The sequence below is a fragment of the Rhizobium sp. BK538 genome, assembly GCF_014197575.1.
GTDB lineage: Bacteria > Pseudomonadota > Alphaproteobacteria > Rhizobiales > Rhizobiaceae > Rhizobium.
In genome coordinates, this window is the sequence record NZ_JACIFT010000004.1 from 102,389 (window position 1) to 117,488 (window position 15,100).

Annotated in this window: 13 protein-coding genes and 2 pseudogenes; 7 read left to right on the forward strand and 8 right to left on the reverse strand. The window is 59.0% G+C overall.

All coding sequences use genetic code 11. The features are described from left to right. Window positions 1-91 precede the first annotated feature (91 nt). Entirely contained in the window at window positions 92-1,324 is a 1,233-nt protein-coding gene (locus tag FHX09_RS06165; protein WP_183719367.1) for an alpha/beta hydrolase, read from the forward strand. 90 nt (window positions 1,325-1,414) lie between these two features. Here the strand turns inward: FHX09_RS06165 and FHX09_RS06170 are convergent, their stop codons facing one another. The 6 genes and pseudogenes from FHX09_RS06170 to FHX09_RS06195 form a co-directional block, all read right to left on the reverse strand. Next, window positions 1,415-1,585, reverse strand: coding sequence for a hypothetical protein (locus FHX09_RS06170; RefSeq protein ID WP_165933055.1), 171 nt, complete (start codon window positions 1,583-1,585; stop codon window positions 1,415-1,417). Between the two features lie 74 nt (window positions 1,586-1,659). Further along, the gene (locus FHX09_RS06175) at window positions 1,660-1,881 is read right to left on the reverse strand and encodes a hypothetical protein (protein ID WP_132588994.1); all 222 of its coding nucleotides are present in this window, start codon (window positions 1,879-1,881) and stop codon (window positions 1,660-1,662) included. Next, window positions 1,806-2,152: pseudogene (locus FHX09_RS29665) on the reverse strand (DUF6428 family protein); the annotation flags it as partial. The pseudogene FHX09_RS29665 and the gene FHX09_RS06175, both read right to left, overlap by 76 nt. A 42-nt stretch (window positions 2,153-2,194) precedes the next feature. Next, a complete protein-coding gene (locus FHX09_RS06185) occupies window positions 2,195-5,065 on the reverse strand; it encodes a winged helix-turn-helix domain-containing protein (protein ID WP_132588992.1) in 2,871 nt (956 codons plus the stop codon). A gap of 96 nt (window positions 5,066-5,161) precedes the next feature. Beyond that, window positions 5,162-5,569 (reverse strand): Ohr family peroxiredoxin, encoded by a 408-nt coding sequence (locus tag FHX09_RS06190; RefSeq protein WP_132588991.1) that lies wholly within the window; start codon window positions 5,567-5,569, stop codon window positions 5,162-5,164. Between the two features lie 54 nt (window positions 5,570-5,623). Beyond that, complete coding sequence (locus FHX09_RS06195; protein ID WP_132588990.1) at window positions 5,624-6,931, reverse strand: epoxide hydrolase family protein; 1,308 nt, start codon at window positions 6,929-6,931, stop codon at window positions 5,624-5,626. Window positions 6,932-7,159: 228 nt separating this feature from the next. On the opposite strand from FHX09_RS06195, the gene FHX09_RS06200 reads away from it, so the two are divergent. The 5 genes from FHX09_RS06200 to FHX09_RS06220 all read left to right on the forward strand — a co-directional run bounded on the left by FHX09_RS06200 (window position 7,160) and on the right by FHX09_RS06220 (window position 12,092). After that, window positions 7,160-7,555, forward strand: coding sequence for an Ohr family peroxiredoxin (locus tag FHX09_RS06200; RefSeq protein WP_132588989.1), 396 nt, complete (start codon window positions 7,160-7,162; stop codon window positions 7,553-7,555). A gap of 67 nt (window positions 7,556-7,622) precedes the next feature. Next, window positions 7,623-8,663: a DUF3095 family protein gene (locus tag FHX09_RS06205; RefSeq protein ID WP_132588988.1), complete on the forward strand. Its 1,041-nt coding sequence runs from the start codon at window positions 7,623-7,625 to the stop codon at window positions 8,661-8,663. Between the two features lie 353 nt (window positions 8,664-9,016). Further along, on the forward strand, window positions 9,017-10,330 hold the full coding sequence (locus tag FHX09_RS06210) for a CmpA/NrtA family ABC transporter substrate-binding protein (protein ID WP_132588987.1): 1,314 nt from the start codon (window positions 9,017-9,019) through the stop codon (window positions 10,328-10,330). A gap of 59 nt (window positions 10,331-10,389) precedes the next feature. Further along, window positions 10,390-11,283 (forward strand): nitrate ABC transporter permease, encoded by an 894-nt coding sequence (ntrB, locus tag FHX09_RS06215; protein ID WP_132588986.1) that lies wholly within the window; start codon window positions 10,390-10,392, stop codon window positions 11,281-11,283. A gap of 11 nt (window positions 11,284-11,294) precedes the next feature. Then, window positions 11,295-12,092: an ABC transporter ATP-binding protein gene (locus FHX09_RS06220; RefSeq protein ID WP_132588985.1), complete on the forward strand. Its 798-nt coding sequence runs from the start codon at window positions 11,295-11,297 to the stop codon at window positions 12,090-12,092. A 214-nt stretch (window positions 12,093-12,306) separates the two neighbouring features. On the opposite strand, the gene FHX09_RS06225 is transcribed toward FHX09_RS06220, so the two are convergent. Next, window positions 12,307-13,053 (reverse strand): glucose 1-dehydrogenase, encoded by a 747-nt coding sequence (locus FHX09_RS06225; RefSeq protein ID WP_007797323.1) that lies wholly within the window; start codon window positions 13,051-13,053, stop codon window positions 12,307-12,309. Between the two features lie 108 nt (window positions 13,054-13,161). Between FHX09_RS06225 and FHX09_RS06230 the strand changes: the two genes are divergently transcribed. After that, complete coding sequence (locus tag FHX09_RS06230) at window positions 13,162-13,506, forward strand: helix-turn-helix domain-containing protein (protein WP_132588984.1); 345 nt, start codon at window positions 13,162-13,164, stop codon at window positions 13,504-13,506. A 165-nt stretch (window positions 13,507-13,671) separates the two neighbouring features. On the opposite strand, the pseudogene FHX09_RS06235 reads toward FHX09_RS06230, so the two are convergent. Continuing rightward, a pseudogene (locus FHX09_RS06235) lies at window positions 13,672-15,020 on the reverse strand (IS1182 family transposase). Window positions 15,021-15,100 lie beyond the last annotated feature (80 nt).

A 15,100-nucleotide genomic window follows, 5' to 3' on the forward strand; every position in this document is an offset into this window, starting at 1 on the left:
TTTTTGATGAGGGCGATCTGTGGGCAGTCAAAGTAGCGTAGCGTCGGCATCGGCTCACAAGAGTTGGCTTCGTTGGTTTCTTGTATGTTCAATGATCGTGGCACTACCCGGATGCGGAGGACATCCCAAAGATGTGCTGACACCCGTGGCCGACACGTCTCCGCAATCGCCGAAGGTCGACATGCTGATCGCGACGACCCGCACCCGGTCGACCGTTCCAGGTGAGATGTTCAACGGAGAACGTGCGCTGGCCCCGGCCTTCGCCGACATGACGATCTCCATTCCGCCCAACAAACTTCGCAAGAAAGGGCAGGTCGCCTGGCCGAAGAGATTGCCGTCCAATCCGGCGACGGATTTCGCGACCGTGAAGGCCAACGATCTCAACATCGACGAAGCCAAGAAATGGCTGAGCACGAGCGTCAAAAAGGCGCCCGACGGCAGCGTCCTTGTCTTCATCCACGGCTTCAACAACAGGTTCGAGGATGCCGTCTACCGCTTCGCGCAGATCGTCCATGACTCCGGCGTCCATAGCGCCCCCGTCCTGGTGACATGGCCCTCGCGCGGCAGTCTGCTTGCCTACGGCTATGACCGCGAAAGCACCAACTACACCCGCAACGCATTGGAGACACTCTTCCAGTATCTTGCGAAAGACCCCGAGGTGAAGGAGGTCTCGATCCTCGCGCATTCGATGGGCAACTGGCTGGCGCTGGAATCCTTGCGCCAGATGGCCATTCGCAACGGCCGCCTACCGGAGAAGTTCAAGAACGTCATGCTCGCGGCCCCTGACGTTGACGTCGATGTCTTCCGCCAGCAGATCGCGGATATGGGCAAGCAGCACCCGCAGTTCACGCTGTTTGTCTCACGTGATGACAAGGCACTGGCTTTCTCGCGCCGGGTCTGGGGCGACGTCTCCCGGCTTGGTGCCATCGATCCGGAGCAGGCCCCGTATAAGAAGGAGCTCGAGGACAACAAGATCATGGTGATCGACCTCACCAAGATCAAATCCGGCGACAGCATGAACCACGGCAAATTCGCGGAGTCGCCTGAGATCGTGCAGCTCATTGGCCAGCGTATCTCCGACGGGCAGACGTTGACTGACAGTCACGTCGGACTTGGCGACCAGATTTTAGTGGCGACCAGCGGGGCTGCGACGGCCGCTGGGAACGTTGCCGGCCTGGTTCTCGCCGCGCCGGTTGCTGTGGTCGACCAGGACACTCGCGACAACTATGCCACCCATGTCGGAACCCTGGCAGGCTCGAGCAGCGCACAGCCGGCCACGACCAACTGCGATCAGACCAGACCGACGCCGAGCTGCAAACGTTGATTTTGCGGACAGAAGCTACTGCAACAGACATGGGCAGGACCAGCTTTTGCTGGCATTGTTCGATCGGGACAGCGAGACGGCGATTCCGTCTCAGGAATAGCGGGAATACACGCGGGTTTTGGTCTTACGGGCCGCCATCGTGTGCGCGGGTTTTGGTGTCGCGTCTTCAGCGGCTACCGGGCGGTGGGCGTGAACGACAACAACGACGGTTTCCTCTTCGACGCCGTCGAGCAGGGTGCGATCATCAGTGTCGCGTTTCACGTCTAGGTGGACGCCTGCGTGAGACACGCCCTGGTTCAATGGAGACGGCATCAATGAACAGCAACGCGGCGACCTTACTGGCACTCGGGCGGAGCGCAGCGTCGGCCCACGCCCAATAGCCCTACCGGCAGGTCACCGGGCGTGACGAGGTCGGCGATCAAGAGCGGTTCGTCGTCGGGAATCAGTTTATCGGCGATGATGGCTTCCACCGAACTCTTGCTCAGCGTTTTCCCTTGGAGCGCGGCAGCCTCGAAAACCTGGCTGAAGTCGGCGTCTGCCGTAGAGCGCGGGGACAAATGTGCCTATTGCGCCAGCAACGATCCCGCGGTTTGCAATCTGCCGCGCGCGGCATCAGACCAACCCGGAGCGCACCGTTGGCTTCGATCGGCGCAGTCGCGCTGAAGAGCTGCATCGGCGCGACGCCGTTGCTGACTTCGAACGTCAGCTTCGCCGACCCGTCGAGGCCGACGCGTTCGGATACCTTGCGGATGATCGCGGCGAACTCTTTGGCTGACATTGGGATCGACCATCCTCGTCGATATCCCAGAGTTGCACGAAGATTTCAGACCGACATCGTTTCCTCTATAGAACACCCCGAGTTCCGTCACCTCATGATGCCTCGATAACGATCGACACATCACCGTTGTGCATCGTTATGTCTTTGGCTGCCCGCAGATCGTCAGTGTCGTGGCCCTCGGCGAACTCATCAAGTACTAGCCGAAGAGCCTTTGCGGCTTCCTTTTTCTTACCCAAGTCCGCTTCAAATGAAACGAGATCGCGCGAGGCGCGCAGTTCCCAACTGCGTGCGCACATTTTTCGACTGGCGGCAATGGCACCTTCAATGCAACGGCGTGCCTCGTCAGAAGGGGAAACCGATCCCAAAAGGCTCCCCTTTATTCGCAGAAGTTCCGGCCCGTAACAGAAATCCCCTTTGGTTTCGACCGATTGGATAGCTGCCTCGACCCGCTCCAACCCTTCATCGACTTTGCCGAGCGCCGCTAATCCGTTTATCAGCGAGATTTCAAGCATGGTGGTGAAGACCTCATAGGTGGAGGCATGCAGCCGTTCAATGCATCGACGGAGGCTGTCGACGCCTGCGCTGGGGTCTCCCCGGCGGATAGTTATTTCCGCCTCAAAGCCTCTCGCTACTGACACGTATGGCGACAGGGAGTGCAGCCCGGCACGCGAATTCAGCCAATCAATGTGCTCTTGCGCACTCTCTAGGTCGCCGCGCCAGAGGAAAACGGCGATGCCACCGAGCAGCGCGATGCAAAGTGTCAACGAATGATCTGCCTCAGCCGCTTCCTTGATCGCTTGCCGTGCCCGGACGGCGGCTTGGTCAGGGAAGCCTTGAAGCCACAGATTCCTGGCAAGTATTCCGCCTGCGAGCCCGTGTCCTCGGAAACCGACATAACTTCCTGGCGCGCGGCTGGAAAGCGGATCGCTTGCTAACGCAGCCTCCAGTTCGAGCCTGGCGCGGCTGAGTTCGCCGCTGAAGTGCAATGAATTGCCCAGAAAGAAGTGCCCAAGCGAAATCGCGGACGGCTCTTCGGTCGCCTCAGCGACGGAAGAACAGCGATAGGCACACTGGAGCGCCGATTTGAAGTCTCCCGTTCGTAGATGAAACATGTTCAATGGGCCGAGGACCTTTAGCTGATCGACCGCATCTCCTCGACCTTCGGCAATCTCCAGACCCCTGATGAGCGCAGGGAGCGTGTCACGACCGCCGTGGAGATACATGCGCGAGATTCCGAGGCCAGCCTGTAGATGCATCTCCTCACGGGTTTCCCGAGAATGGTCGCCCATTGCAGAAAGCGCGCGCTCGGACCAGCGCTCGCATTCCGGAAAGAGCGACATTGCCTGAAATACTGGAACCGCGGCTGCGGCCAGACCGATGCCGACTTCGGTGTTGCCGTTGTCGCCGAAGGACCATTCTAAGGCGGCCCGGACGTTGTTGATGCCAAGGAAATAGGGCAGCCGCTCGGGGCCGCTTGAGAGCGTTGGCCAATCCGGACCAAACTGCTCCAACCAACGTCGGTAGTACGAGGCGTGGCTCGCAGCCAGGTCGGCACGATCATCTTCGGTATGGCTCTTCAATGCGTAGGCGCGCGTGGTATCCAGCAATCGATAGCGCATCATCGCGCCGAACGAATTCGCGCTCAGCAGAGACTTCGCAACAAGACTGTCGATAGCACCAAAGAGTGCCGGTCGGTCAAGGGACGGTGTTGCGATCACCTCCCAGGCGGCATCAAGGGTGAAATCGCCAACAAAGATAGCCAGTCTCCGAAGAACGGTTCGATCCAGGTCGGACAGCAGCCCGAAACTCCAGTCAAGGGTCGCCTGCAGGGTCTTCTGACGTTGCGGCGCGTTGCGCGATCCAACCCACGCCAGGGCAAGATGCTGGTCGAGTAGGGCAGCCGTCTGGGAGAGGCCATAGGCCTCGACCCGTCTCGCAGCCAGCTCCAGCGCAAGCGCCATGCCATCGAGTTTTCTGCAAATCGCCGCAATGATGCGAGCATCGTCGTCCGTGAGGGACAACGGCACTCCGCTCGCGGCGATGCGCTCGGCGAACATCTGGGAAGCCGGATAGGAAAGAATTTTTTCGGCAGTCATTTCCGGATCGATCGGAGCGCAGGCCAGCGTGTCCAGCTTGTAGATGCTTTCACCCTCGATCCTGAGGGCTTCGCGGCTCGTGACCAAAATGCGGACCTGCGGCGCGGCGTCGATTATGCTCGCTGCAAGGTCTGCCACGGTATCCACCACGTGCTCGCAGGTATCGAACACAAGAAGGATACGCTTATCTCTGAGGTAGGCGAGCAAACTGGGTCGCACGTCATCGGAGCCGACAGGTATTCCGAGCATGGACGCGAGGGCGGGCGAAACGAGCGATGGATCGCTTAGCGTTCCGAAATCAGCAAGCACCGCGGCACCATCGAACGCTCCCGACAGTTGATTGGCCAATGCTATTGCCACGGTAGTCTTCCCGACGCCTCCACCTCCCACGATGGAAACGACAGGAAATCTCGACACCCTCTCGGAGAGGTCAAGTATATCGCTCTCACGTCCCACCATGCGTTCCAAGCGGTTGGGAAGATTAGCATGCCTGAATTTCACTGCGTCACCACCGGGGCCCAGCGCAGGGTACGAGCCCGAGATCGGGGCAACGAAGCAGTAGCCACGGCCGGGGATCGTGGTGATGTAACGCGCTCCATCCTGCCCGTCGCCGAGGGCTTTGCGCAACCCGGTCATGTGGAAGCGCAGATTGCCCTCTTCAACGACAACATCCGGCCAAATCCGGGACATCAGATCGGTTTTGCTCAAGAGGGTGTTGGGAGTGGATACAAGCGCGATCAAGAGGTCCAAAGCCCGCGCGCCAAGCTCGACTGGAACCCCTTCCTTAGCGAGAAGCCGCCGGCCCACATTCAAACAGAAGGGGCCGAAGGACAGGTCACCTGCTGTATCCCCATCAGCCCGCAGCATGGCATTTCCCCCTGATCACCTCCACCGCGCTCGTTATACTCCAACGTCTTCTTCGACGCCATTGTGGCTCAACATCCGGTTTACCCACACGGGCAATCAAACGAGATTGTAATAGGCATGGATGTTACCCCGGGTCGCTCGACAATATGGGCACTCAAGTCGAGCCGCTTCGATTAAGAGCGATGCAATTTCGCGATCCACTCCTGGGAGGTAGATATCCAAGCGGATACCGACGACATATCCCTTATCGTCTGACGATAAATCTACGTTGGCGTATATCCTGACGTCCGAATGGAGCTTGATTTGCCGGAGGTTGGCGACATGTTTCATCGAACTTGCGAAACTCGCGGACCAGGCGATCGCGACAAGTTGCTCCGGGTTCGTGCCCAGCCGATCACCAGCGGGATTTGATAGTCTAATGTCGAGAGCGCCGTCCGAGCTGCGCGCGAACCCATTCTCTCGGCTGCCAATTGTCTCTGTCCTGGCAGTGTGCACATGTTGCATGGTCGTACCCTGTTGAAGGAGCGGGCGCGCGCAGGTGCGCGCGCCCGACAAAGGTCAGCCAGATTTACGCAGACTGCGGAACCCGGCCCGCACTTCATCGACAAACAGCTTGGGCTGCTCCCAGGCTGCGAAATGGCCGCCCTTTTCCACTTTGTTGTAGTGGATGAGGTTGGGATAGGCGGCTTCAGCCCACTTGCGCGGTGTCTGGTACAGCTCGTCCGGGAACACACTCACTGCGACGGGTACTTTGACGCCCTTGGGCGCGAAGAAGGCAAGCTTGTTTTCCCAATAGAGACGAGCGGCTGATACGCCCGTATTGGTCAGCCAGAACAGCGTGACGTTGTCGAGCACGTCGTCGGGACTGAGGCCTTCCTTCTGGCCATCAAAGGAACGCGCGATGAGTTCGAGGCTACGGGCGTCGTGGTCGAGCATGTAGGTCGCAAGCGCGATCGGTGAATCGGCCAATCCGGTTAGCGTCTGCGGCCGCGTTCCCATCAGGAAGGCGTAATAGACGTGCTTGTAGAAGAAGACGAGCTGGTCGTAGGAACTACGCTCCTCGTCTGACAAGCCATCCGGAACAGGAGCGCCGGCAAAGGAGGCGTTATTGATCTCCTCCGGAATGGCCCCCGGCATGTTCGTATGAATGCCCAGCAGCTCTGGCGGGGCCTGAACGCCGATCATGTCGGTGACGACCGCACCCCAGTCACCGCCCTGGGCGACGAAGTTCTTGTATCCAAGCCGCCGCATCAGGGTGACCCATGCCCTTGCAATCCGTTCCGGCCCCCAGCCTGTGGCGTCGGGCTTGCCCGAGAAGCCGTATCCGGGCATGGACGGGATGACCACATGGAAGGCATCGGAAGCTTCACCGCCATATGCAGTCGGGTCGGTTAGGGGGCCGATAATCTTCAATTGCTCGATGATGGAGCCTGGCCAACCATGCGTCACGATCAGCGGCAAAGCGTTCTCGTGCTTCGAACGAACGTGGATGAAGTGGATATCCAGGCCGTCGATCTCCGTGATGAAGTTCGGTACGGCATTGATCCGGGCTTCGACCTTGCGCCAATCATACTCATTCTGCCAGTGGCGCAAGACCTGCTTGATGGTCTTCAGCGGCACCCCTTGCGAGAAGTCGCTCACCGTTTCTTTCTCCGGCAAGCGGGTATGGGCCAGCCGATAACGTAGGTCGTCAAGATCAGCTTCTGGAAGGTTGACCCGGTACGGGCGGATCGCTTCGGGATCGCTCGCTGCAATAGAGCGGCCGGCGAACAGGTTTGCGATGCCGAGTGCGGCGACGCCGGTTGCGGCGGCACCCAAAAGCCGGCGTCGATTCACGTCGATAACTTCGGTTCTGGTGGTGATCATGGTCTCTCTCCTCGAGAAATGGCGATTGAGAGTCTGCACCGTTGTGCTGCCCCAAAAGCTACGCCGAGGAGGTCCGACGCTCACGTTAGGCGTTGTTAGTCCTTGTTTGTTGGAGGGCCGCGTCAATCAACGTCTAACAACGCCTAACGTGCGATTTCGGTCGTGCGGCAGTACCTCTGTTGGCAGCACAACGGTGCAGACACTCAACCAACACAGAGGAGTTTCGCCATGACACACAAGGTTCTTTTCACCGGTAAGACCCACAACACAAACGGCCGCGACGGCGGCGCACGCAGCAGCGATGGCCATCTGGACATCAAGATGAAGCAGCCACATCCGGCAGCAGAAAACCTGTTCGGTGCCGCCTGGTCCGCCTGCTACATGGGCGCTATCGAGTATGCCGCGTCGCAGAAACACATCAAGCTTCCGGAAGGAGTCGCGGTCGACGCCGAGATCGACTTGAATCTCGAGGATGGCGCGTACTTCCTCAGTGCTCGCCTCAACGTAAGCGTCCCTGGTGTCGACCCTGCGGTCGCAACGGCGCTGCTGGATGACGCCCACAACATCTGCCCGTACTCGAAGGCAACGCACGGCAAGGTAGATGTCGTGACGACCCTTATGTGAACCGAAGCCCGGCTGGCTTGCTAAGATGGCTGGCCAGCCGGGTAACCTTTAAAGGTGGGAGGCTTCAATGGACAAGGCATTCCGACAGCTCAAAGCCAGCGGCGATTTTGCCGAATTGCTGGACACGACTCTCTACATACCGCTACCGGACGACTGGATGGTTGGGATTACCGACGTCGTCGATTCAACCTCGGCTATCGCCCGGGGCCAACACAAGGATGTCAACTACGCGGGCGCTTCGGCCATAGCGGCGATTGGCAATGCCTTTGGCAACTTCGACTTTCCATTCGTGTTTCGTGGCGACGGCGCAGCATTTGCCTTCGATCCCGGTGCAAAGAGAACCGCGGTCGGCGTCCTTCGGCGTGTCGCGGGCTACGCTCGAGATCAACTGCAACTCAACCTCAGGATCGGTCTTGTGGCCGTGGGTGATTTACGCGCTGCCGGATGGGACGTGAAAGTCGCGCATTTCGCCGCGTCGGAAACAGCCACCTATGCCATGTTCGCCGGTGGGGGCCTTGACTGGGCTGACCGGGAGATCAAGGCAGGAAATTATGCGCTTTCTCCTTGTGAGGAATACACAGCGCCTGATCTGAAAGGGTTGACCTGCGAGTGGGCACCAATCCCAAGCCAACGTGGTGATATCCTCTCGCTTCTTGTGGAGCCACAGGATCACGCGACGCCAGACTCCTTCACCATACTGGCAAGACAGTTGCTAACTGTGCTCGGCGTAGCGGACGGCTCATCACGCCCTGTTCCCGATGACGTCGTGATCACCGACGATGTTGCTGATTATCTCGGCGGCAAGGGATGGGCAGATGTCGTTTTGAATTCGGACTACCGCAGATACGACGACGTCCTTCGCTTGACCGTGGACTGTACGCTGGAGCAAACGAAGAAGGTCGTAGCGCTCCTGAGTTCGGCAAAAGAACGAGGCGAAGTCTACTTCGGCCTACATCGCCAATCTCACGCAATCATGACCTGCCTCGTCCCCCTCGACGCGCGAGGGTCCCATTTGCACTTTCTGGACGGAATGGGCGGTGGATATACGGCCGCCGCCTCACTGCTTGAGGCACAAAAGAGCACCCCTGTCGCCCTGAAGCAGCGCTAAAAATCGCTTCGTGTGCACTGCACAATAAGCGCTCTTACGACAGCGGTCGCAGCAGGCAATTGCACAAAATGTCCGCATAATTTAAATATGCATAAAAAATGCACATCAGCGGAATTATCCGATTTCTCCTCTTGTTTCATGCTGTTACCCGTTAGTCTTAGAACTGGCACGCTGATTGCACGTCTCAAGACGCCCCGGTCAACGGCGACCGGCGCAGACAGGCGCGGCATAAGCGCCTGCAAACGACACCGACGTCGCAAGGTTTTTGAGGTCCGGGATCATCCGATCCCGCGAACGCAATTTCCGGCGGCGTTTTTTTGTGTCCAAATTCAGCCAGCAGAGGGAACCTGCGCATGACAAAGATTTCGACGACTGGGATTTCGACAACCGGCATGACCCGCCGCAGCATGCTCAAGATGACTGCAACGGCTGCCCTCATCGGCGCCGTCAAGACTGCCTTCCCGTCCGGCGCCTTCGCAGCCGGGGCAGGCCCTGAAGTGAAAGGTGTCAAGCTGGGCTTTATCGCTCTTACGGATTCCGCTCCGCTGATCATCGCCAAGGAAAAGGGCTTCTTCGACAAGCATGGCCTTCCGGAAACGGATGTCGCAAAACAAGCATCCTGGGGTGCGACGCGCGACAATCTGGTGCTGGGCGGTGCCGCAAACGGCATCGATGGCGCTCACATCCTTTCGCCGCTCCCATATCTCATGCATACCGGCAAGGTGACGCAGAACAATAAGCCGGTACCGATGGCGATTCTGGCCCGGCTCAATCTCGACAGCCAGGGCATTTCCGTCTCCAAGGAATATGCCGAAACCGGCGTTCAGCTCGATGCCTCCAAACTGAAGGCCGCCTTCGAGAGAAAGAAGGCGGAAGGCAAGGAAGTCAAAGCCGCCATGACGTTCCCGGGCGGCACCCACGACCTTTGGATCCGTTACTGGCTCGCCGCCGGTGGCATCGATCCGAACAAGGACGTTTCGACCATCGTCGTGCCGCCGCCGCAGATGGTTGCCAACATGAAGGTCGGCAACATGGACGTCTTCTGTGTAGGCGAACCGTGGAATGAGCAGCTCGTCAACCAGGGCATCGGCTTCACCGCAGCCACCACCGGCGAACTCTGGAAGGGTCATCCCGAAAAGGCGCTCGGGCTCCGTGCCGACTGGATTGAAAAGAATCCCAACGCTGCCAAGGCCCTGCTGATGGCTGTCATGGAGGCTCAGCAGTGGTGCGAGAGCATGGACAACAAGGCGGAGATGGCAGATATCCTCGGCAAGCGCCAGTGGTTCAACGTCCCGACGAAGGATGTGCTCGGCCGCCTCAAGGGCGACATCAATTATGGCAACAGCCGTGAGGTCAAGGCCACTGACCTTTATATGAAGTTCTGGAAAGACGGCGCCTCCTACCCCTTCAAGAGCCACGATACCTGGTTCATGACCGAAAACATCCGCTGGGGAAATCTGCCTGCGAATACCGACATCAAGGCGCTGGTCAACCAGGTGAACCGCGAAGACATCTGGCGCGAGGCCGCCAAGGATCTCGGCGTCGCTGCAGCCGACATTCCCGCATCGTCATCCCGCGGCAAGGAGACCTTTTTCGACGGCAAGGTCTTCGACCCTGAAAATCCCTTTGCCTATCTCGACAGCCTTTCGATCAAGGCTGCCTCCTGACACCCACCTCCGGCGCGCAACGGGCGCGCCGGCCTTTCATTCACGTGAGGAGCGCGTTGATGTCCGCCCTGGCAAATAAAGAAAACCCCTCAATGGCCGCCTCTGCCAAGCCGGCGGCAACGGTTCTGCCATTTTCCGGCAAGCATGGATCGCGGATCGACGTTCGTCGTGCGGGATTGGCCGCACTTCGCAATGTCGTTCCGCCAGCCGTCGTGCTGACACTCATTCTTCTCGTCTGGCAGGTGCTCTGTTCATCGACGGATGCGTCTTTGCCCTCGCCGCATCAGGTCTGGCAGGATAGCTATGACCTTATCGCCTATCCGTTCTTCAACTACGGCTCCCAGGATATCGGGCTCGGCTGGCGCGTGCTCGTTTCGCTGCAACGCGTGGTTTATGGCTTTGGGCTTGCGGCGGTCGCCGGCGTCATCATCGGTGCGATCATCGGCCAGTCGATCTGGGCGATGCGTGGCCTCGATCCGATCTTCCAGGTGCTGCGTACGGTTCCGCCGCTTGCCTGGCTGCCGCTGTCGCTCGCAGCCTTCCAGGATTCCAACCCTTCGGCAATCTTCGTTATCTTCATCACCTCGATCTGGCCGGTGATTATCAATACCGCCGTCGGCGTACGCAACATCCCGCAGGACTACCGCAACGTCGCCGAGGTGCTGCGCCTCAACCAATTCGAATTTTTCTTCAAGATCATGCTGCCTTCGGCAGCCCCCTACATCTTCACCGGCCTCAGGATCGGCGTCGGTCTCTCCTGGCTCGCCATCGTCGCGGCCGAAATGCTGACTGGCGGCGTCGGTATCGGCTTCTTCATCTGGGACGCGTGGAACTCGTCGCGCCTTCCAGACATCATCGTCGCGCTCGCCTATATCGGCGTCGTCGGCTTCGCCCTCGACAAGCTGGTGGCCGCGCTCGGCAAACTTATCACCCGCGGCGCCATGGCCAACTGAGGAACGCACTGATGAACGCATATCTGAAGCTCGACCATATCGACAAACATTTCGATCGGGGCGGCGTGCGCGCCGAGGTCCTGAAGGACATCAACCTGACGATTTCCGAGGGCGAATTCGTCTCGATCATCGGCCATTCGGGCTGCGGCAAGTCCACTCTGCTCAACCTCATTGCCGGCCTGACCCCGGTTTCAGCGGGCGCCGTGCTTCTTGAAAACCGCGAGGTCAACGAACCTGGCCCGGAACGCGCCGTCGTCTTCCAGAACCACTCACTTCTGCCGTGGCTGACGGTCTACGAGAACGTGAACCTCGCCGTCTCCAAACTCTTCAACAGAACAAAGAGCAAGGCCGAGCGGCATGATTGGGTCATGGCCAACCTTGACCTTGTGCAGATGGCGCATGCCAAGGACAAGCGGCCTTCAGAAATTTCCGGGGGTATGAAACAGCGCGTCGGGATTGCCCGCGCGCTTTCAATGGAGCCGAAGATCCTGCTGCTCGACGAGCCCTTCGGCGCGCTCGATGCGCTAACCCGCGCGCATCTTCAGGACGCGGTGATGGAAATCCACGCCCGGCTTGGCAACACGATGGTGATGATTACCCATGATGTCGATGAAGCAGTGCTCCTATCCGATCGCATCGTGATGATGACCAATGGCCCGGCGGCCCGCATCGGCGAAGTGCTCGATGTGACCATATTCCGTCCCCGCAATCGCATCGAACTCGCCTCCGACCGGACATACCTCAAATGCCGCGAAGCCGTGCTGAAGTTCCTCTACGAACGCCACCGTTTCATCGAAGCTGCAGAGTAGGTAGCGCCAAACGAATTGGCTGCGCCCGGGCATTCCGAGCATCGCTTCGTGGCAATCCCGAGCGCTGTCTCCAGCCACCGCATTATCTGGATTTCGCGAGAATATGCGCGAACGCAGGATCGTCACGTAAACCATCTTGGTAGGCGAGATGACGAGATCCGGCGAGGCGTTGTGCGTGCGCCCGTTAAGGAGCACGCACCACAACGACGGATCATTAGCGAAAACCGCCGCTGGCGACCAATCGCTCGCCGGTCAGCCAGCGGGCATCGTCGGAAGCGAGGAAGACAGCGACCCCAGCAATGTCGTCCGGCTGGCCGATGCGGCCGAGCGGAGTCTGGGTCACTGCGCTGCGCTCGAAATCCGAGCCGATGAACCCCGCGGTGTGGGTACCCTCGGTCTCGACGATGCCCGGAAGGATCGCGTTGACCCGGATTTTGCGCGGGCCCAGCTCATTGGCAAGCACGCTGGTGATGCTGTCCAATGCGCCCTTGGTCCCGGTGTAGACGCTGGAGGCTGGCGGAGCCAGACTGGTCGCCGCCGACGAGATGTTGATGACGCTGCCGCCCTCACCGAGATGCTTGAGCGCGGCTTGGGTGCTCAGCAGAACGCCCAGAACGTTCACGTCGAACATGCGACGATACTGTTCCTCGGTCACCTGCTCGATCGGCGCGAATTCGTAGACCCCGGAGTTGTTGACCAGCACGTCGAGCTGGCCGAATTCCTTGACCGCAGCGTCCACCAGTCCCTGCGCCTGTTCGGCCTTCGAAACGTCGCCCTGGACCGCGATGGCTTTGCCACCGGCCTCAGTGATCGTCTGGACCACCGCGTCCGCCCCCGCCTTACTCGAAGCGTAGTTCACCACCACCTGTGCACCTTCCGATGCGAGTGCCTTGGCAATCGCGGCACCGATCCCTTTGGAGCCCCCCGTCACGACGGCAACTTTTCCAGCGAGCTTACCCATGGCGAATTCCTTTCAACTCGGAGTGCCGTCGGAATTGGCGGCATTGTTCCATAGTTCGGAAGTTCGGAAGTGTTGATCTTGGTTTCAAGTCCCCATATACAAAAAATCATGAGACCGCTCTTTCATCCAGCAATCGAGGACGTACGGCCTGAAGCGATCCTGCATGCCCTCTCCGATCCGGAACGTGCGGCGATATTTGCGCAAATTGCGGGCGGCGGCTCCGGCGGGACGTGCGCTGCGCTTGCCAACATGCGCGAGCGCGTAATCCCCAAGTCATCGCTATCAAACCACATCAAAGTGCTGCGCGAGGCCGGCCTTATCCGCTGCGAGCGTCAGGGCGTGGAAATGCATAACCATTCGCGCTGCTCGGAATTGGATGAACGCTTTCCAGGTCTCGCCATGGCCATTCTGAGTGCTTACGGATGGCTTCCCGGAGAGGCGAAGGCGGATTGACAGCTATATGACCCGTTGGGCGAGCTGTCCCTCCTGAGTTTGGTGATATCTTTCGAGCGTCATAGCGACCGCTTTGGGCCGATTTCGTTGAAAAAGTCGGCGCGTTCTCGGCCGATACCTTGAGGCGATAGATGAGCAGGCCGGTTTTGAGAGGGTTCGTCGCCGTTATGCCGGTCTGGGTTCCGGCATCGGGATCAGTTTGGCGAGCTTTCTGAGGTTTTGGGCTGTGGCTGCGAGATGGAATTCATCCCTTGCGCCATTCGGCCCTCTTAATCGCAATCGATCCAGCTTGAGAATACGCTTGAGATGGGCAAACAACATCTCGATCTTCTTCCTCTGTCGCCGCGACATCGCATAGGCTTCGGTCTTGGCGATATCGCGAGCCATATCTCGCGCACCCTCGTGAATCGATCGCGGAACCTTGCGTGCCGGTTCCTTTGGGCAGCATCCCGCTTTGAGTTCGCAGACCTGGCAGTCGTATTTGCTGGCGCGATACAGGAGCTGGTTGTCGTTGACGACTGTGCCGCTGGTGGTCAACACCTTGTCTGCAGGGCAGCGGTAAACGTCGTGCTGCCGATCCCAGGCGAAGTCCTTGCGAGAGAATGTGCCATCTGTTCTGCCCGACTTGTCGAAGACCGGAATATGTGGCTCGATGCCTGCTCGTGCACCAGCCAACCGAGCATCTCTGCCGAGCCATATCCAGTGTCGGCGGCGAGCCTGGCCGGATAAAGGTCGAACGCCTCCTTTGTGCGCTCAATCATACACTTGGCGGCAGTCACCTCTGCCTGACGAACGGCGGTTGAAGCCTCGACATCGACGATGATCGCGTGGTCGAGATCGATCATGTAGTTGGCAGTATAGGCAAAGAAGGCTGCGCCACCGTTGGCGGCGGTCCAACGCGCTGCGGGGTCGACAGGCGAGATGAACTTCGGTGTAACTGCAGTCGCGGAGCCGAACGCTGCGTCATCCAAGGCTGCGACGTATTCTTTGACCGCACGATTGGCCTTTTCCGGTACTGTCCAGGTGGCTCCTTCAATGCCGCTCTGGCGATTGGCATCTGCCTTGATGAGACTGCCATCCACGGCAAAGCCTTCACCGCCAACGAACCCTTCTTCCATGCAGCGAGACACAACCATCTCGAACACGCGTCGAAAGAGATCGCTCTCCCTGAAGCGCCCGTGACGATTCTTCGAAAAGGTCGAATGATCCGGTACCCGGCCATCAAGACCGAGACGACAGAACCAGCGGTAGGCCAAGTTCAAATGGACCTCCTCGCATAACCGACGTTCCGAACGGATGCCAAAGCAATAGCCGACGAACAGCATGCGGATCATCAGCTCCGGATCGACCGATGGCCGACCCGTGTGACTGTAAAAACCCGCCAGCTCTCCCCGAACTGACGACAGATCAATGAAGCGGTCGATCGAACGAAGCATATGATCTGCGGGGATATGACTTTCGAGTGTAAACTCATAAAATAACGCCGCCTGATCGACTTGCCTCGGTCTCAGCATCTGCTTCGCTCCACTTCAGATATTCGAAGTGAACCAGCTATTTGCGATGTAGGCAACACCGGAGTTTTTCAACACAATCG